Source organism: Acidobacteriota bacterium, assembly GCA_009861545.1.
Classification (GTDB): domain Bacteria; phylum Acidobacteriota; class Vicinamibacteria; order Vicinamibacterales; family UBA8438; genus WTFV01.
Genome location: VXME01000015.1, coordinates 1 through 17,986, shown reverse-complemented (window position 1 = coordinate 17,986; position 17,986 = coordinate 1). Strand labels below are relative to the sequence as shown.

14 protein-coding genes are annotated in these 17,986 nt (G+C 69.7%); 10 read left to right on the top strand and 4 right to left on the bottom strand.

The genetic code is table 11. The features are described 5' to 3' along the window. Positions 1-123: 123 nt before the first annotated feature. The 7 genes from F4X11_02250 to F4X11_02220 all read left to right on the top strand — a co-directional run bounded on the left by F4X11_02250 (position 124) and on the right by F4X11_02220 (position 6,905). Positions 124-774: a (2Fe-2S)-binding protein gene (locus F4X11_02250; GenBank protein MYN63843.1), complete on the top strand. Its 651-nt coding sequence runs from the start codon at positions 124-126 to the stop codon at positions 772-774. 2 nt (positions 775-776) lie between these two features. Then, positions 777-3,203 (top strand): xanthine dehydrogenase family protein molybdopterin-binding subunit, encoded by a 2,427-nt coding sequence (locus F4X11_02245; protein ID MYN63842.1) that lies wholly within the window; start codon positions 777-779, stop codon positions 3,201-3,203. Positions 3,204-3,236: 33 nt separating this feature from the next. Continuing rightward, entirely contained in the window at positions 3,237-4,238 is a 1,002-nt protein-coding gene (locus F4X11_02240) for a xanthine dehydrogenase family protein subunit M (protein ID MYN63841.1), read from the top strand. Continuing rightward, on the top strand, positions 4,239-5,072 hold the full coding sequence (locus F4X11_02235; protein MYN63840.1) for a cytochrome b/b6 domain-containing protein: 834 nt from the start codon (positions 4,239-4,241) through the stop codon (positions 5,070-5,072). Between the two features lie 112 nt (positions 5,073-5,184). After that, positions 5,185-5,715: a hypothetical protein gene (locus F4X11_02230; GenBank protein ID MYN63839.1), complete on the top strand. Its 531-nt coding sequence runs from the start codon at positions 5,185-5,187 to the stop codon at positions 5,713-5,715. A gap of 75 nt (positions 5,716-5,790) precedes the next feature. Continuing rightward, a complete protein-coding gene (locus F4X11_02225; protein ID MYN63838.1) occupies positions 5,791-6,531 on the top strand; it encodes an SDR family oxidoreductase in 741 nt (246 codons plus the stop codon). An 11-nt stretch (positions 6,532-6,542) separates the two neighbouring features. Continuing rightward, positions 6,543-6,905 carry a cupin gene (locus F4X11_02220; protein MYN63837.1) on the top strand — a complete coding sequence of 121 codons (363 nt, stop codon included), beginning with the start codon at positions 6,543-6,545 and terminating at the stop codon, positions 6,903-6,905. 73 nt (positions 6,906-6,978) lie between these two features. Here the strand turns inward: F4X11_02220 and F4X11_02215 are convergent, their stop codons facing one another. Further along, positions 6,979-9,378: a S9 family peptidase gene (locus F4X11_02215; protein MYN63836.1), complete on the bottom strand. Its 2,400-nt coding sequence runs from the start codon at positions 9,376-9,378 to the stop codon at positions 6,979-6,981. Positions 9,379-9,456: 78 nt separating this feature from the next. On the opposite strand from F4X11_02215, the gene F4X11_02210 reads away from it, so the two are divergent. Then, positions 9,457-11,490, top strand: a complete 2,034-nt coding sequence (locus F4X11_02210; GenBank protein ID MYN63835.1) for a peptidase M49 — start codon at positions 9,457-9,459, stop codon at positions 11,488-11,490. Positions 11,491-11,493: 3 nt separating this feature from the next. Here the strand turns inward: F4X11_02210 and F4X11_02205 are convergent, their stop codons facing one another. Both F4X11_02205 and F4X11_02200 read right to left on the bottom strand, forming a co-directional pair. Continuing rightward, positions 11,494-12,165, bottom strand: coding sequence for a hypothetical protein (locus F4X11_02205; protein MYN63834.1), 672 nt, complete (start codon positions 12,163-12,165; stop codon positions 11,494-11,496). Between the two features lie 315 nt (positions 12,166-12,480). Then, positions 12,481-13,071, bottom strand: coding sequence for a hypothetical protein (locus tag F4X11_02200; GenBank protein MYN63833.1), 591 nt, complete (start codon positions 13,069-13,071; stop codon positions 12,481-12,483). Between the two features lie 248 nt (positions 13,072-13,319). On the opposite strand from F4X11_02200, the gene bshA reads away from it, so the two are divergent. Both bshA and F4X11_02190 read left to right on the top strand, forming a co-directional pair. After that, positions 13,320-14,513: an N-acetyl-alpha-D-glucosaminyl L-malate synthase BshA gene (gene bshA, locus F4X11_02195; GenBank protein ID MYN63832.1), complete on the top strand. Its 1,194-nt coding sequence runs from the start codon at positions 13,320-13,322 to the stop codon at positions 14,511-14,513. 23 nt (positions 14,514-14,536) lie between these two features. Further along, positions 14,537-17,248: a PIG-L family deacetylase gene (locus F4X11_02190; GenBank protein ID MYN63831.1), complete on the top strand. Its 2,712-nt coding sequence runs from the start codon at positions 14,537-14,539 to the stop codon at positions 17,246-17,248. A 70-nt stretch (positions 17,249-17,318) separates the two neighbouring features. Here F4X11_02190 and F4X11_02185 read toward each other — a convergent pair whose 3' ends face one another. Beyond that, the gene (locus F4X11_02185) at positions 17,319-17,984 is read right to left on the bottom strand and encodes an anti-sigma factor (GenBank protein MYN63830.1); all 666 of its coding nucleotides are present in this window, start codon (positions 17,982-17,984) and stop codon (positions 17,319-17,321) included. Between the last annotated feature and the right edge of the window lie 2 nt (positions 17,985-17,986).

Here is a 17,986-nt window from a genome sequence, read left to right as displayed (position 1 = left end):
GTCAGAAAGTCTCGTTTCGGGGTTGGCATCTGCGAAATCCGGTGCTAGACTTCGCACTTCGGGAGAGGTATTTCTTTCCTCTGGTTCCCGGCGCGCAGGGCCGCGCTACGAGGAGGTCGTCTCATGGGAGACGTGGCGCACACGCAAGTGCAGACAACTACAGAGCAGCAGGGCGTTTCACGGCGGGGCTTCATCAAGGGAGTGATCGCCACCGGCGCCAGCGTATCGGCGTCGAACTACGTTCTGCGGAACGGTCACGGCGTGGCCCTGGCGCAGGCGCCGGGCGCCGTCGAGCGGCTGGTGACGTTGAACGTCAACGGGCAGCAGCGCCGCGTCGACGTCATGCCGCAGGAGACCCTGGCCATGACCCTGCGGTACAAGCTGGGTCTGACCGGCACGAAGATCGGCTGCGACCGCGCCGAGTGCGGCGCCTGCACCGTTCTCGTGGATGGCGTGCCGCAGTACTCCTGCTCGACCCTGACCCATCAGGTTCGCGGCCGCGAAGTGCAGACCATCGAGGGGCTCGAGGGCGCCGACGGGACGCTGCATCCGGTGCAGCAGGCGGTCGTCGACCTGCAGGGCTTCCAGTGTGCCTTCTGCATGCCCGGCTTCGTGATGAACATGGTCAACCTGACCGAAGAGAACCCCAACGCGACCCGGGGCGAGTGCGCGCACCATCTCGCCGGCAACATCTGCCGGTGCATCGACTACAACAAGATCCTCAACGTCGCCGAGAAGGCGTGCGAGTATACGCGTAACGGGATGAGGAGCTGACGATGGCTGACTACAAGCTGATCGGCAAGAACTACACGACGCCCGACATCCTCGCCAAGGTCACGGGGCGTGCGAAGTACGCCGAGGACTTTCGCGCGGAGGGCATGCTCTTCACGAAGCTGCTCGTCAGCCCGATGCCGCACGCGCGCGTTCGACGCCTGGACACCAGCGCGGCGATGGCGATGCCCGGGGTGGAAGCGATTCTGACCGCGGACGATCTGCCCGAGGCCGAGGCGCCGCAGGAAGCGGGTCTGACCAACGAGCCCTTGTACGAGGGCGAGCCGATTCTGGCCATCGCGGCGGTCGACGAAGAGACCGCGGCGGAGGCGGTCGAGGCGGTGCAGATCGACTTCGAGCCGCTGCCCTTCGTTCTCGACCCGATGGACAGCCTGCGTCCGGGCGGCCCGAACGCGCGGCTCGACGGCAACACGATGGCCGGCCGCGACCTGTCGACGATCAAGTGGGACAACGTCGACTGGGCCGGGTTCGACCGCGGCATCATGCCGACGGGCGGCGAGGTGACCGACGAGTGGCAGGTCGGCGACGTCGACGCCGGGTTCGCCGAGGCGGATCTGATTCTCGACGAATCGGTGTTCTCCGCGTCGCTGTCGCACCAGCCGCTCGAGACCCGTACCGCGATGGCCTACTGGCAGAACGGCAAGTGCTACATGCACTGCTCGACCCAGAGCACGGCCCGCACCGAGGGCGGCATGGCCCGCTGGATCGGCATCGATCCGACCGACCTCGTGCTCGTCGCCGAGTACTGCGGCGGCGGGTTCGGCAGCAAGATCTCCGCCTCCATCCAGTCGCGGATTCCGGCGCTGCTCTCGCGCAAGGCGGGCAGGCCGGTCATGATGCGCGTGACCCGGCAGGAAGAGAACTTCTTCGGGCGCGCCCGGCCCGGCATCCAGGCCCGCGCCAAGTTCGGGTTCAAGAGCGACGGCCGGATCGTCGCCATCGACCTGACGATGGTTCAGGACGGCGGCCCCTACGGCCGGTCCGGCGACTACATGTCGTGCGGCGACCAGGCTTCGCTGATGTATCAGCCCGCGAACATGCGGGTGCGGGGCATGACCGTCTACACGAACACGCCTCCGCGCGGTGCGCAGCGTGCGCCGGGCGGCGTCCAGGCGGTCGCGATGTTCGCGCCGGTCGTCGACAAGGCGGCGCGGCAGCTCGGCCTCGACCGGCTCGACATCATCCACACCAACGCCCCGCAGGGGCAGGCGCTGTTCGGCCGCCCGCGGCAGGGGCGGCAGGGCAACGTCTCGAGCGCCTTCCCGAAGGAAGCCATCGACAAGGCGCGCGAGGAGTTCGACTGGGAAGGCATGAAGGCGCGCAGCGGCCAGCGCAACGGCTCCAAGGTGACCGGGGTCGGCGTTGCGATCAGCTCGTACTCCGCCGGAACATCGGGCGTCGACGGCCTGCTGGTGATTCGGCCCGACGGCATGGTCGAGATTCACACCGGCGTCGGCAACCTCGGCACGGAGTCGTTCTCCGACACGTCGCGCGCGGCGATGGAAGCGCTCGACACGCCGTGGGAGCAGGCCGAGGTGGTCTGGGGCGACACCAGCAAGCATCTGCCGTGGAGCGCGATCCAGGGCGGCAGCCAGACGACCCACGGCCACACCCGCTCGAACTGGGCGGCCGGCCTGGAGGCCAAGAAGCGCCTCCAGGAGATCGCGGCGGACCGGTTCGGCGGCGAGCCGGACAGCTTCGACGTCGGGGAAGGCCGCGTCTTCCGTCGCGGCAACCGCGGGCAGGCGATGACGTTCGGTCAGGCGGCCGAGCGCGCCATCCAGCTCGGCGGCGTCTACGACGGGTCGCAGTTGCCCGAGGACCTCAACGAGATGACGACGCGGTCGGCCACCGCGCTCGCCGGTCGGGGACTCGTGGTCGCCGCCAAGGACAACTTCGAGACCGGTGGCCGGAACATGTCGTTCTGCATCGGCTTCGCCGAGGTCGAGGTGGACACCGAGACCGGGGCGGTGGTGTTGAAGGACTACAAGGTGGCCTCCGACGCCGGGACGGTTCTGCACCCGCAGAACTTCGCGGGTCAGGTGCACGGCGGCGGGATTCAGGGCTTCGGTGTGGCGCTTGGCCAGAAGTGGGTCATGGACCCGCAGTGGGGGCTGCACGTGGCGAAGCGGTTCTACTCGAACCGGCCGCCGACGATCCTCGACGCGCCGCACGACCAGGAGATGGCCTGGAGCGTCTCGGACGACCCGGATCCCTTCAACCCGCTAGGCGCCAAGGGCATCGGCGAGGCGCCGGTCGGGGCGGGCGCGGGAGCGGTGCTCAACGCCATCTCCGACGCGCTGGGCGGCAACGTCGACTTCAACCGCTCGCCGATCATGGGCGACATGATTCTGACGATGCTCAATCACGATCTCGACGAGGCTCACAACAAGCTGTCGACGCACGTCTAGCGCCACACTGGGAAGGTAAAGGGAGAAGAAACAATGGCCGTGATTCGCGACAAGATGCCGGCATTTCAGCTCTTCCAGCCTGCCAGCACGGAGGAGGCGCTGGGAGTGCTCGATCAGTACGGCGCCGATGCCTGGGTGCTGGCGGGTGGGCTGGACACCTGGGATTGGCTGAAGGACCGCGTCAAGAAGCCCGCCGCCGTCGTCGACCTCGGCGGCATCTCCGAGTTGAGTGAGATCCGCTCCCTGGGCGGCGGACTCGAGATCGGCGCGATGGCGACGCTGCGGGACGTCATCCGGCACCCCGAGGTGTCGGAGCAGTTCAGCATGCTCGCCGACTCCGCGTCGCAGGCGGCGTCGCCGCAGATCCAGAACCAGGGCACCCTCGGCGGCAACGTCGGCCAGGACACCCGCTGCTGGTACTACCGAGACGGCTGGAGCTGTTATCGCGCCGGGGGCAACATCTGCTACGCGGATACCCCGACCGCGATGAACCGCGAGCATGCCATTCTCGGCGCAAGCCGTTGCGTGGCCGTCAACCCGTCGGACACCGCTCCGGTGCTCGTGGCGCTCGACGCAGAGATGGTCGTTCGCAACAGCACCGGCGAGCGGGTCATCCCGGCGCAGGACTTCTTCATTGGTCCAGCCGTCGACATCATGCGCATGACGGCGCTGCAGCCGGGTGACATTCTCACGTCGATCCGGATTCCGTGGACCTTCGCGAACACGCGGTTCTACTTCGAGAAGGCCAGGGACCGGGCCGTGTGGGACTTCCCGCTCGCCAACGTGGCGTCGGCGGCGAAGATCAGCAACGGCGTGGTCGAGGACATTCGTATCGTGGCCAACGGCGTCGCGCCCTATCCGGTGCGGTTCCTGGCGGCCGAGGATGCGGTGCGCGGCCGTCAGGTGGGTCTGGCGGTTGCGATGGAAGCCGGCGACATCGCCATCAACGGGGTGCGAACGTTGCGGCACAACGCGTACAAGGTGACGTTGCTGCGCAACCTCGTGAAGCGGTCCGTTCAAGGTGCCGAGGCGTAGATGGAACTGTTTCAGTGGGGAACCAATCCGTGGGGCCAGGAGACCCTGATTCGGGTCTCCTGGGACTTGCTCTACCTGTTTTTCTGGGCCGGAATCGCCTTCATCGTGTTCCACGTGGTGTACGCAGCCGTCTGGCTGCCGAAGCTGGCGAGGGCGAACGGCGGCCAGGAGGAGGCGGCTGCGGACATCCCTGACACGATCGAGCGGCACACCCTGTGGGCCCGGATATTCCACTGGGTGATGGCGGCGGCGATGCTGGTGCTGCTGGTGACCGGTTTCTTCCCGATCGTCGGCATCCAGTTCGCGTGGGTCACCATCCACTGGATCGCCGGCATCGTTCTGACGATTTCGATTCTCTACCACATCGTGCACGCGACCTTCTACCTCGACTTCTGGTCGATCTGGATTCTTCCGGACGACATGGACGAGGCGGTGCAGCGGGTCAAGCGCCAGATGGGGCACGAGGCCGGCGAAATCAAGAAGCACGGGAAGTACCCGCTGGACCACAAGCTGTACCACACCGCCGTCATGCTGGCGGGACTGGCCGTGATCGGAACGGGGCTCGTCATGATGTTCCGGATCGAGAACGCGCTGGTACCGCGGAACGCGTACCTGCTCTCGGAGCCGACCTGGGGGCTGATGTACACCCTCCACGGCCTCGGCGCGGTGCTGTTCGTGATGTTGACGCTGACCCACATCTACTTCGCGATTCGGCCCGACAAGTTCTGGCTGACGAAGTCGATGCTCTTCGGGTCGGTGGATCGCCGGCACTATCTGGACCATCACGATCCGGAGCGTTGGGACGTGTCCAAGGGATCGACGTCGAAGGGTTAGTACCGTTCGCGTTCGACTGGGTAATCCGTGGGGCGGCGCCGGGCAAGGCTTGGCGTCGCTCCTCTTGTGTACGGCGCACGGCGTCCGGTCGGTGCCGTAGCGGATGGGTGAGGTGGCTGTAATGTCGCAGTCCGCGACGCAAGCGCTGCAGGCGCACGTCAACGTCGTCGAAGAGACGTACGAGTACTGTCTCGCATACGCGGCCAGGGGCGTCAACCTGCAGATGGCGCTTGCGAACGACAAGCTCGTGCGCGAGCGCCTGGAGAAGATGGCGGCGACGCTGGGCGAGCTGCCAGGGAGCTTCCTGGCGCTGGCGGAGGAGCGCGGCCCGCAGAACGGCGACCGCTACCGGGCGTTCATCGAGGTCATGCAACGGGACTCGGCGGCCGGACGCGCAGCAGTGCAGTTGGTCCTGGCGCAGCCGGGCATCACGTCGCAGATGGTCGACAACCTCAACGGGATGATCCACCTCCGTGCGTTGCTGACCGACGTGTTCCTGCTCGACGAGATCCTGCGGCCCGACGCCGTGCAGCCGGCGCACACGCCGCCGGCCGAGGACGCGGAGCGGCACGTGCACGAGCCGGGCGGCGCTTCGAACCAGGCGCCGGACGGCGGTCAAGGCGGTGGCGGCGATTCGCGCTAGGGGCCTGCGCCGTAGAAGCGGTGCACCTTGTCGGTCGGGGAGTAGAACCCCGGACTCGGTGTGGGTTCGCAGGTCATGGAGCTGACCGGCAAGGTCGCGCTCATCACGGGCGGCAGGCGTATCGGCGCGGCGGTCGCCGAGCGGCTGGCGAGATGCGGCGTGGACGTCGCTCTCTCCTACAATCGATCCGGTGCCGAAGCGGAGACGGCGGCCGATCGCGTACGCGGCGCCGGGCGCGTGGCGGCGGTCGCGCGTGCGGATCTCGCGCAGCGGCTCGAGGTGGAGCGGCTGGTCGACGAAACCGCCGCGCGATTCGGCCGCCTCGATATTCTGATCCACATGGCGTCGGTCTACCGGCATACCTCCTTCGACGCGTTGACGGACGCGGACTGGACCGGGGCGCTCGACGTCGATCTCTCGGCCGCATGGCGGCTGGCGCGGGCGGCGGTGCCGCATCTGCGCGCCGCCGGCGGGGGGCGCATCGTCCACTTCAGCGACTGGACCGCCGCCAGCGGCCGACCGCGCTACGCTGGATATCTCCCGTACTACGTTGCGAAACGAGCCGTGATCGGACTCACGGAGGCCCTGGCGCTGGAGCTCGCCGGCGACGGGATTCTCGTCAACACCGTTGCGCCCGGCCCGATGGTGCCGCCTCCGGATCTGGACGCCGGGGACATCGAGGCGGTCGAGCGGGCGACGCCCGTGGGCCGCTGGGGCGGCGCGCAGGAAATAGCCGACACCGTCGTCGGCCTGCTCGAGTCGGACTTCATCACCGGCGAGACGATCCGCGTGGACGGCGGCCGGCACCTGCGGTAGGGGGACAACCGATGCCCATCCTGATCGAGCGTCCGTCCATCGTCGAAGCGGCCGGAACGAAGCCCAAGCAGATCCAGGAGTTCGCCGGGCGGGTCAATTCCGGACACCGGCAGGTGAGCGTCGCCCGCATGGTGTCGCCGGCGGGATGGGAAGAGCCGGGCCAGAGGCCGGAGTTCGAGGAGATTACGGTCGTGCTCCGCGGCCTGCTGCGCGTGGAGCACGAGGGAGGCCGCCTCGACGTCGCGGCCGGTCAGGCCGTCGTGGCGGCGCCGGGCGAATGGGTACGTTACAGCAGCCCGAAGCCGGGTGGCGCCGAGTACATCGCCGTCTGCCTGCCCGCGTTCTCTCCGGCGACCGTCCATCGGGACGACTGATCCGAAGACCGTTCGGCCCTGCCCGCGGCCGGTGCGGCGAAGTCCGAGCGTGGCAGTGGGCCGCCTGGTTCGTTCATTCGCCCGATGAACCGGCCGCTCCTGCGCCCTCGGGGCGCAGGTGCTCGAGGACGAACGCCAGCATCTTCTCCCGCCGGTGCAGCTCCAGGTCGGGACCGCCGAGCCGGTGCCGCGACCGTGGGTAGATCATCATGTCGAACGGCTTGCCGGCCCGCTGCAGCTCCAGAGCGAACTGCAGCGTGTTCTGCATGTGGACGTTCTCGTCCATCGATCCGTGGACGAGCAGCAGGGCGCCGTGCAGGTCGGCCGCGTCGAAGCGGGGCGAGCTGCGCCGGTAGCCGTCCGGGTTGTTCTGCGGCATCCGCATGTAGCGCTCGGTGTAGATGGTGTCGTAGTCGCGCCAGTCGGTCACCGAGCCGCCGGCGATGCCCATCGACCAGCCTCGGCTGTGGGTCAACGCGTAGCTGACCATGAAGCCGCCGTAGCTCCAGCCCTCGATGCCGATGCGGTCGGGGTCGACGTAGCCCTGTCCGACGAGCCAGTCGAGGCCGTCCTCCTGATCGCGCAGCTCGAGCTCGCCGAAGCGCTGGTAGACGGGCCAGGTGGAAACGGCCCCCTTGCCGCTGGCGGTGCTGTTGTCGAGCACCCAGACGATGATGCCGTGCTGGGCCAGGAGCTGCCAGTAGAGCGTCTCGCGGCTCCAGGCGTTGCGCACCCGCTGCACGTGCGGGCCGCCGTAGATGTGCTGATAGACGGGATAGCGGCGCGACGGGTCGAAGTCGGGCGGCCTGATCATCAGCGCTTCCATCACGAACCCGTCGCGGTTGGCGACCTGCAGGAACTCCGGCGCGGGAAGGTCGAAGTCGCGGAGCGCGCGCACTTCGTTCGCGGCCACGACGCGCGCCACCGACCCGTCCGCCGCGTGGACGCGCACCTGGGGCGGCGTGGAGATGTCGCTCCAGCGATCGAGGTAGTGCGTCAGGCCCGGGTTGAACGTCGCTCCGTGGGTACCGGACGCGTCCGAGAGCCGGCGCAGCCCGGAACCGTCCAGATTCACCCGGTAGACGTCGAGTCCGATGGGGCTGCGTTCGGTGGCGGAGAAATAGACGACGCCATTCCCCTCGTCGACGCCGTGGACACGCCGGACCTCCCACTCGCCGCTCGTCACGGTGCGTTTCACCGCCCCGGATCGGTCGACGTGGTACAGGTGCTTCCAGCCGGAGCGCTCGCTCTGCCAGAGAAAGGTGCCGTCCTCCAGCCAGATCGGCGGGCCGTTGACGTTGACCCACGCCTCGGTCGTCTCGCGCAGCACCTTCTCGACGGATCCGCTGTCCGGGTCCGCCAGGACCAGGTCGAGCCAGGTCTGCTCGCGGTCCTGCACTTGGAAGACGACGTGCGAGCTGTCCGGCGTCCAGTCGACGTTGACGACGAGCGGATCGGACGGCCGGTAGCCGGAAAGATCGGTCCAGGTCGTCGCGCCGCCGGCCGCACGGACGATGCCGAGCCGGACCACCGGATTGGTGTCGCCCGCCTTGGGGTACTCCCAGTGCTCGACCTCGGGGTGATACGGAATGTGGTCGAGGACGGTGAAGGTCGGCACGGCCCGGTCGTCGAGCTGCAGGTAGGTGATGCGGGACGAGTCGGGGCTCCACCAGTAGCCGCGGAAGTTGCCGCGGCCGTAGATCTCCTCCTGGTACACCCAGTCGAGCTGTCCGTTCCGGACCCGCTCGCCCCCGTCGGTGGTCAGCGCGTGCTCGCGACCGTGCTCGACGTCGACGACGATCAGGTTGCCGCCGCGCACGAAGGCGACGAGCCGGCCGTCGGGACTGAGCGACACCTCGTCCTCGGCCTCCGGGGTGGCGGTGAGCCGCCGCGCGCGCTCCGTACCGAAGTCGTAGTGGTAGAGGTCGTCGGCGAAGTCGAAGACCAACGCCGCGCGGTCCGCGTTCGACACGTGCCCCGCCTGTCGTGCGATGCGCCTGGCGTCCGCCGCGCTCAGGCCCGGCAGCGCCGCCACCGCCGCCTCGAACGGCGCGACCTCGTAGAGCGGCGTTCGCTCGCCCGTGAGGGCGTCCACCCGGACGAGAGGGCTGCCGGAGGCGTCCCGCGGCGAGCGCCGTTCGAGGTAGTGGCTGTCGTCCAGCCACGTCAGCCCGAACGGGGCGTTGCCGTCGAAGTTGACCCGCCGCGTGGGATCGTAGATATCGGCGATGGTCAGCGTGCGCTGCTGGGCATCGACGGCCGCCGGGAGGATGGCGAGGCAGGTGGCCGCCGCTACCAGGAAGCCGGCGACGAGAACTCCGGCCGATCCGCCCTTCGTCGACGAACCGTCTGGCGACGAGGGCGTCGGGAGGGGGACCGCGGAAGCGCGCGGCTTCCGGGAACCGCCGCGACGGGATTCGGGTCGGCGTCCGAAGGTAGGAACGACGAAGGCGGACAGTCGTGCGCAACTCATGGGACAGCCTCCCGGCCGATATAATCCGTTGAACGCTCCATTCTATAGTGGCCGGTTTCCCGGCGCCGGAGGAACCCCATGAGCTGCCTGCGATCCATTGTCCCGGCGATTCTCGTCACACTGGTCGGCATCGCGTCACCGGCGCCCGCGGAACCGCACGAGGCGCCGCCGCCCGCGGCCGGCCAGGAGGCCGAGCGCCCGTACCTGCTCGAACGCATCGGCGACGCCGCGATCGGCCAGATCTACGCCGACGGCTTCGAGGGGCTGGACCTGCGAGAGAAGGTGCTGATCTGGCACCTGTACAACGCGGCGCTGGCCGGGCGCGACATCTTCTACGACCAGCGCTACGTCCACAACCTGGACATGCGCGAGACGTTCGAGCAGATCCTCACGCACGCCGACGGCGTCGAGGCGGAAACGCTCGAGGCCATCCACCGCTACGCCAAGCTCTTCTGGATCAACACCGGACCGTACAACAACCTCACGGCGCGCAAGTTCGTGCTGGAAGTGACGCCCGAGGCGTTCCGCGCGGCGGCGCACGCGGCCGCGGCGGCCGGCGCCGGCTTCCCGACCGGCGACGGCGAGAGCCTCGACGCGCTGCTCGACCGCCTGGAGCCGCTGTTCTTCGACGCCGGCGTGGATCCCATCCTGACCAACAAGACGCCGGCCCCCGGCGACGACATGCTGCTGTCGAGCGCCAACAACCTGTACGCCGGCGTCTCGATGGCCGACCTCGAGGGCTTCGACGAGCAGTATCCGCTGAACTCGCGGCTGATCAAGCGCGACGGCGAGCTCGTCGAGGAGGTCTACCGGATCGACGGCGGCGGCAAGTACGCGACGGAGCTCACCGAGGTGGTCCGGCACCTGGAGGCGGCGATTCCCTTCGCGACCGAGCCGATGGCGGCGGCGATCGAGGCGCTGATCACCTGGTACCGCACCGGCGAGCCGCTGGACCGGCGCGCCTACGACATCGCCTGGGTCGCCGATCAGGCGTCGCCCGTCGACACCATCAACGGCTTCACCGAGGTCTACATGGACGCGCGGGGCGCCAAGGGTGCGTGGGAGGCGCTGGTCTACTACGTCAACCCGGAGAAGACCGAGGCGATTCGGACCCTGGCCGAGTACGCGCAGTGGTTCGAGGACCGCATGCCGTGGGATCCGCGCTACCGCAAGGCCGGCGTGCGGGGCATCACCGCCAACGCCATCGACGTGGTGATCGAGATCGGCGATGCCGGCCCGGTCACCCCGATCGGCATCAACCTGCCGAACGACCAGACCGTCCGCGAGCAGTACGGCAGCAAGTCCATCTCGCTGTCGAACGTCATCGAGGCCTACGATCTCTCCGCGCCGGCCGCCTACCTCGCGGAGTTCACGTGGGACGAGGCCGAGACCGCGCGAGCCGAGCGTTGGGGCAGCCTCGCCGGCGACATGACGACGAACATGCACGAGGTGATCGGGCACGCCTCCGGCCAGCTCGCCGAGCGCCTCGGCGGCAACGCGCAGCCGTTCCTGCGAGAGCAGTACTCCGCGCTGGAGGAGGCGCGCGCGGACCTCATCGCGCTCTACTTCATCGCCGACCCGAAGCTGGTCGAGATCGGCATCTTCGACGCAGGGGACCAGGCGGACATCGTGCTGGCGCAGTACGAGGCGTATGCGCGCAACGCCATTCTGCAGCTCCGGCGCGTTCGCGAGGGGAACCAGTTGGAGCAGGACCACATGCGCAACCGCCAGACGGTGGTCCACTGGCTGATCGAGAACACGGACGCGATCGAGGTGCGCCGGCGGGACGGCAGTACCTACAACGTCGTGACCGACGCCGAGGCGTTCCGCGCCGGAGTCGCCACCCTGCTCGCCGAGGTGCAGCGGATCAAGTCGGAGGGCGACTACGACGCGGCCCGGACGCTGTTCGAAACCTACGGCATCCGCTTCGACCCGGCGCTGCGTGACGAGGTGCTCGAGCGGGTCGCCCGCGTCGACCTGCCGTCCTATACGGGCTTCGTGATGCCCAAGCTGGAAGCGGTGACCGCCGCCGACGGATCGATCACCGACGTCGTCATCTCCTACCCGCAGGACTTCACGCAGCAGATGCTGGAGTACTCGGGCAAGCGGTAGTTCCTACCGCCCGGTCAGCAACTCGCGCAGCCGCAGGACGCCCTCGCTGGCCGGGCCGACCACGGGCGCCGGGTGCGCGGCGGCGCTGCCGGGCAGGATCCGCTCCATCGAGAACTGCGCGAAGAGGATGGCCGTCCCGTCGTCGATGGCCCGCACCGCCTCGAGCACGAGCTCGTCGTGGCGCGCGGGGTCGCCGCCCACCAGCGCGTCGAGGGCGCCGTCCACCGCCGAGCGGGTGATCGACAGCGGATGCGACCGCCGCGCCGCCTCGGCCTCGATCTCCGCGGACAGCAGCACGGACGAGTCCGGCGCCGTCGACATCACGTGCAGCGGCCGGTCGAGCGAGAACGCGCGCTCGACGATGCCGTCGAACGAGGTCATCACGGGGATGTCCATCCCCTCGCGGGCCCGCTTGGTCATGTCACCGAAGAACGAGCCGGTGACGATGATCGCCTCGGCGCCGGTCGACGCGCTGTACTTGACGAGCCGGTCGACGCGCGCGCCGAGCTCCGCGTCGTCGGCCGATCCGCGGCTGCGGTCGAGGTAGAGCGAGCCGTCGAGAAGGTGGGCGACGTCGGCCGCCGACCAGTTGCGGTCGAAGGCGGTCTGCGTGGTCGGGATGGCGTTCATCAGCGCGTGGATCGCGCCGATGCGGTAGCGTCGCTGCTGGGTCATGTCGCGCTCCGGGCCCGGATCGCGCGGGCCGTCAGTTGGATGCCACGTACGACTCGCCGATGCCGTTGCGGCTGTTCGTCACGGTGAGCGTCGCTGAACCGGGCTCGGGCGTCGAGCAACGCAGGTTGACGATTATAGGCGGATCGTGGCGCTCGCCCGAAAACCGTCGCCCGGATCCGTTTCGGCCCAGCCAGGGCCTCCCCGGTAGTCTGCGCCGTTCGACGGTGCAGGCTAGGAGTCTGCGCCGTAGAACGGCGTAGACTGCTAGTCAGGCCGGTTGGGCGGCAATCGGAGCCGCAGGCGACGATTGTCGGGCTAGGGGCGCAGCCAACCCGGCGGCACGCCGGCGCGGCGCGCCTCCTCGCGGATGTCGCGGACTTCGCGCTCGAAACGTGCCGCTTCCGCCTGCGTGCGCTCCAGTTCCGCCAGCGCCTCGTCCCGTTGTCGTTCGACGACCCCCCGGCGGGCGGGATCGTCCATCCCGGTGAACTGCGCCCACAGGCCGTCCGCCCGATTCTGAAGCGCCGAGGCCATCAGCTCGGCGCGCTCCCGCCCCTCCTGCGCCGCGGCAACCCGCGCGCGCCAGTCGTCCTCGTCCGGGAGGTCGCCGGCTTCCGTGCTTCCGGGCCCGGCGTCGGAATCCCGGCTCCCGATTCCATGCCCGGCGCGCCCGGATCCGGCATCGGCCTCCTGCCGGTCCGCCGCCGGGAGCGCGCCGATGGTCAGTCCGCCGCTGTCGCGCAGGTCGTCGTTCGTATAGACCCTGGAGCGTTCCCCGGGGGGAATCGCGTCGCGCCGCGCCTTCTCCCGCCGGGCGACTTCGAGCAGCGTCTGCGCCGCCGCGCCGCCGGCAGCCAGCGTCAGAAGCAGCGTCGCGGTCGCCGTCCGCATGATCTTGCGCTTCACGAGGTCCTCCTTCATCGATCCGTCGTGTGCAGCGTCTGCAGAATGCGTACCGTACCGGGCGGTGGACGAGACCGGGCCGGGCTCCGTGCAGGCGGGGCGCCGGCCGCCCGCAGGCGCGCGGTAGAATGAGTCCGGCGTTCGCTCGTCCCGCGGGTGCGCAACGTTGGGCCGGCGAGGGTCGTCTATTGTCATCGGACGCTGCGCCGGGTGAGCGCACGGCCGGCGCCGCGCCCCGAAGATAACGTTTCATGAACGTCGGCATCGTCTGCTACGCATCCGTCGGCGGCAGCGGCATCGTTGCCACCGAGCTCGCCAAGGGCCTCGCGCGGCGCGGCCACGAGGTGCGGCTCATCAGCAGCGAGCCGCCGGTGCGACTGGGCGACTTCCAGGCGGGCCTGGCGTTTCACGCCGTGCGGACTCCAGGCTACCCGCTGTTCCGGGAGCCGCAGTACCTGCTGACGCTCGCCAACAAGATCGTCGAGGTGTGCCGCGAGGGCCGGCTCGACATCATTCACGCGCACTACGCCGTGCCGCACGCGACCGCCGCCTACCTCGCCCGGCAGATCGTGGCCGCCTCCGGGGACGGCCACGTGCCGCGGGTCATCACCACGTTGCACGGCACCGACGTCACGCTGATCGGCAGCGATGCGTCCTACCTGGAGACGGTCGCCTTCTCCATCGACCAGTCGCACGGCGTCACCGCGGTCTCGGGGAGCCTGCGGGACGACACGTACCGCCAACTGCCGGTACGGTCGCGGATCGAGGTCATTCCCAACTTCCTCGACTGCCGGGATCACCGGCGGATCGCCGACGCCGGCCTGGCGGCGCGTTACCGCGGCGGCCGGTCCGACACGAAGCTGGTGATCCACGTCTCGAACTTCAGGCCGGTCAAGCGGGCGGATGTGGTGGTCGAGCTGTTTCGCCGCATCCGCGAGCAGGTGCCCGCGCGCCTCCTGCTGGTGGGGGACGGGCCCGACCTGTCGGCCGCCTGCCGACGCGCACGTGATCTGGGACTGGCGAGCGATGTCGAAGCGCTCGGGGAGCAGGAGCTGGTGGTGCCCCTCCTGTCCCTGGCGGATCTGTGCCTGCTGCCTTCGGCGCAGGAGAGCTTCGGCGTCGCTGCGCTCGAGGCCATGGCGTGCTCGGTCCCGGTGGTCGCGTCGCGGGTCGGTGGTCTGCCCGAGGTGATCACCGACGGCGAGTCGGGTTTCCTCCGCGACCCGGAGGACCTCGACGGCATGACCGCGTGCGCGGTCCGGTTGCTGACCGACCCCGCGCTGCATCGCCGCATCGCGGCCGGCGGCTGGCGGCGAGTGCACGATCACTTCTGCGCCGACGAGGTCGTGCCGCGCTACGAGGCGTTCTACAAGGCCGTGCTGCTCCAGGACGCGGCGGCGGTCCGGGACGATGCGGCCATTCCGGCGCGGTTCGGCGGATCCTGACGCGTCGCTATACTGGGAGAACCATGCACATCCATCGATTCGCAGCCGTGGTCGGGGCGATGCTAGCGATAGGAGTCGGCGGTTTCGGGACAGCGGCCCACGCGCAGCCGCTCGCGTCGGGCGAGGGGCGGGAGGCGCTCGGCGTCGCCCTGCGCCAGCTCAACAGCACCGGTTCCTTCATGTCGATCGTGGCCCATCCCGACGACGAGAACAATGCCCTGCTGGCGCGACTGTCGAGAGGCGAGGGCCACCGCGCCGTGCTGCTGTCGGCGACGCGCGGCGACGGCGGCCAGAACGAGATCGGCGCCGAGCTGTTCGACGCGCTGGCGGTGTTGCGGACCGAGGAGCTGCACGCCGCGCACCGGCTGGACGGCGCCGAGCAGTACTTCACCCGCGCCGTCGACTTCGGTTACTCCTTCAGCATCGAGGAGACCTTCGAGCGGTGGGGCCGGGACGAGATCCTCGGCGACTTCGTCCGGATGATTCGCACCATCCGGCCCGACGTGGTCTCCGCCATGTCGCCGGAGGGGCGCGGCGGCGGCCAGCATCACCAGGCGTCGGCGGTGCTGGCGCACGAGGCGTGGCACGCCGCCGCGGACCCGGAACGCTTCCCGGAGCAGATCGCCGAGGGGCTGGCGCCCTGGCAGGCGCGCAAGTTCTATTTCCGCGTCGGGTTCCCCTTCGGCATGGGTTTCGGTCCGCCGGGATTCCGCTTCCGGTCGGCGTCCGACCCGGAGCTGACCACGGTCGATCTGGGCGGCTACGATCCGCTGCTCGGCGCGACCTGGGCGGAGATCGGCAGCCTCGCACGCGGCATGCACAAGTGCCAGGGCATGGGGCAGTTTGTCGCCCTGCCGTCCGGCCCGGCCGGCGGGCGCTACCGTCTCGCCGAGACGGCCATTGCGGACCACTCGGCGGCCGCCGACGCCTCGTTGTTCGACGGCGTGGACACCTCCATCGCGGGGCTCGCGCGCTTCGCCGGCGAGAATCCGCCCGACGAGCTCCGGTGGACGCTGGAACGGATCGGCATGTATGCATCCGACGCCCTGCGCACCTTCGAGCGCGGCGAGGGACGATTCCACAGGGCCGGTAGGTCGATCCGCGTGTCCGGGCCGGGGCACCAGCCGCTGATCGAAGGTCTGGAAGCGGTGCGCGATCTGCGCGCCCGCCTCGCCGGAATGGCGTTGTCCGCCGACGCCCGCCGGGAGATCGATTTCCGGTTGGCGGCCAAGGAGCGCCAGTTCGAGCGGGCGGTCCTGCTCGACTTCGCGGTGTCCATCGACGCGTTCGCGGACGACGGCGTCGTGACGCCCGGCCAATCGGTGGAGGTGACCGTGCGGGCGGCGAATCACGGCCCCGGCGGCAGCGGCTCCGGGGTGACCGTCCGTGATGTCAGCCTCCTCGGCTTCGACGGCGCGGCGGCGTGCGACAGCGGGCCGATCCGCGCGGGCGGCGTGTACGTCTGCGATCAGCAGGTGCGGATTCCCGCCGCCGCGCGGACCACCGACATCCACTGGAGTCATGTCGAAGGGGCGGACCGTTACGTCCTGGATCCGGACGTGCCGTTCGGGCTGCCGTTCCGCCCGACGCCGTTCCGGGCCGTTGTCGAGATCGAGCTGGGAGGGCGGGCGCGTCTGGCGGTGGAGCGGCCCGTCCGCCACCGCTACGTCGACGACGTATTCACGGCCGAGAAGCGGATGGACCTGCAGGTGGTGCCGCGTTTCGCCGTCTCCATGACGCCCGACATCGCGATCATCCCGACGGGGTCCGGCGCCGTTCGTGAGGTCCGCGTAACGGTAACGAACACCGCCCCGGAGGCGGCCGAGGGCGCCGTCACCCTGGAGTTGCCCCGGGGATGGAGCGCGACCCCGGCGACCGTGCCGGTGCGGTTGTCGCGCGAGGACGAGTCCCGCACGGTCCGCTTCGACGTGTCGGCGGGCGGCGCGGCGGCGGGCGAATACAGCGTGCGCGCGGCGGTCGAGGACGGGGGTGAGAGGTTCGAGCGCGGCTACCAGGTCATCGAGTATCCACACATCGAGCGGCGCCACATCGGCCGGCCGGCAGACGGGACGTTCAAGGTCATCGACGTAACCATTGCGCCGGATTTGCTGGTCGGCTACGTCGAGGGCGTGGGCGACGCCGTGCCCCCGGCGATCGAGCAGCTCGGCGCGCGGCTCGAGTTCGTCGATGCCGACGATCTGGCGTGGGGCGACCTGTCGCGTTTCGACGTCATCGTCACCGGCGTGCGTGCCTACGAGCGCCGGCAGGACCTGCGCGCGAACAACGATCGGCTGCTGGAGTACGCCGACGACGGCGGGACGGTCATCGTCCAGTACAACAAGTTCGAGTTCAACCAGGCGCAGTACGGCCCGTATCCGGCCCTCGTCAGCCGCAACCGGGTGACGGACGAGTCGGCGCCCATTCGTGTTCTCGCCAACGATCATCCCGTGTTCGCCTGGCCCAATCCGGTCGGTCCGGCGACATGGGATCAGTGGGTGCAGGAGCGCGGCCTGTACTTTCTCGGCGAGCGCGACCGGCGCTACGCCGATCTGGTCGAGCTCGAGGACACGTTCGAGTACAACCCCGGCCTCAAGCGCGGGGCCCTGGTCGAGGCGCAACCGGGCCGCGGACGCTGGATCTACGTCGGACTCGGTCTCTGGCGGCAGCTTCCCGCGGGAACGACCGGCGCGTACGCCCTGCTGGCGAACCTGCTCAGCCTGGGGGGCGAGCGGTAGGAGCCTGCGCCGCGGAAACCGCGCAGACCACGCAAGACAGGAACCAGTTCGCGCTCCGAACCGCGGCCGATCAGGGTCGGCCGAGCAGGTAGACTTCTCCGCCCGGCGTCGCGGCGCCGCCGGCCGGCTCCAGGGTCACGGCCGCGGGGACCGGTCCGGTCACGCCCTCCGGCGGGGTGACGGCCGCCATCACCCGGCCCTCGGCGTCGGCAGACAGGATCGCCGCGCTCAGCGGAGACGCGTCCGGGATGAGCCAGAGCTGGTAGACGCGTCCGGGCGGCACCGGCGGCAGGCCGGTTGCCGTGAGCAGCCCGCCCTCGGTGGCGCTCCAGAACAACCGTCCGCGGGCATCGGGAGCGACCGGCTGGCCGTTCAGATCGAGCGGCTGCACGTCGGTGGCCGTAAGGACGCGCGCGCCGCCGCGTAGCCCGTCGGCGACCCGTTGCGCCGCCGCCGCCTCCAGCTCCGCGATGCGAGCCTGGGTATTCGCCGCGTCGAGGTTCTCCTGCAGCGCCGCGGCCAGGTTGGCCTGCCGGGCCGCGAACAGGCCCAGGCCGGCGGCGACGACCAGGCCGCCGGCGGCGAGCGACAGCAGTGTCCAGCGCCCGCCTTTCTTCTGCGCGCCCGGCGTCGGTTTCGGCATGGGTGGCGTCGGCTCCTGTTCGGTCGGCTTCGATGCGGGCTGCTCCCGCTCGTCGAAGGGCGGCGTCGGCGCCAGGGGGGGCGTCGGCGCCAGGG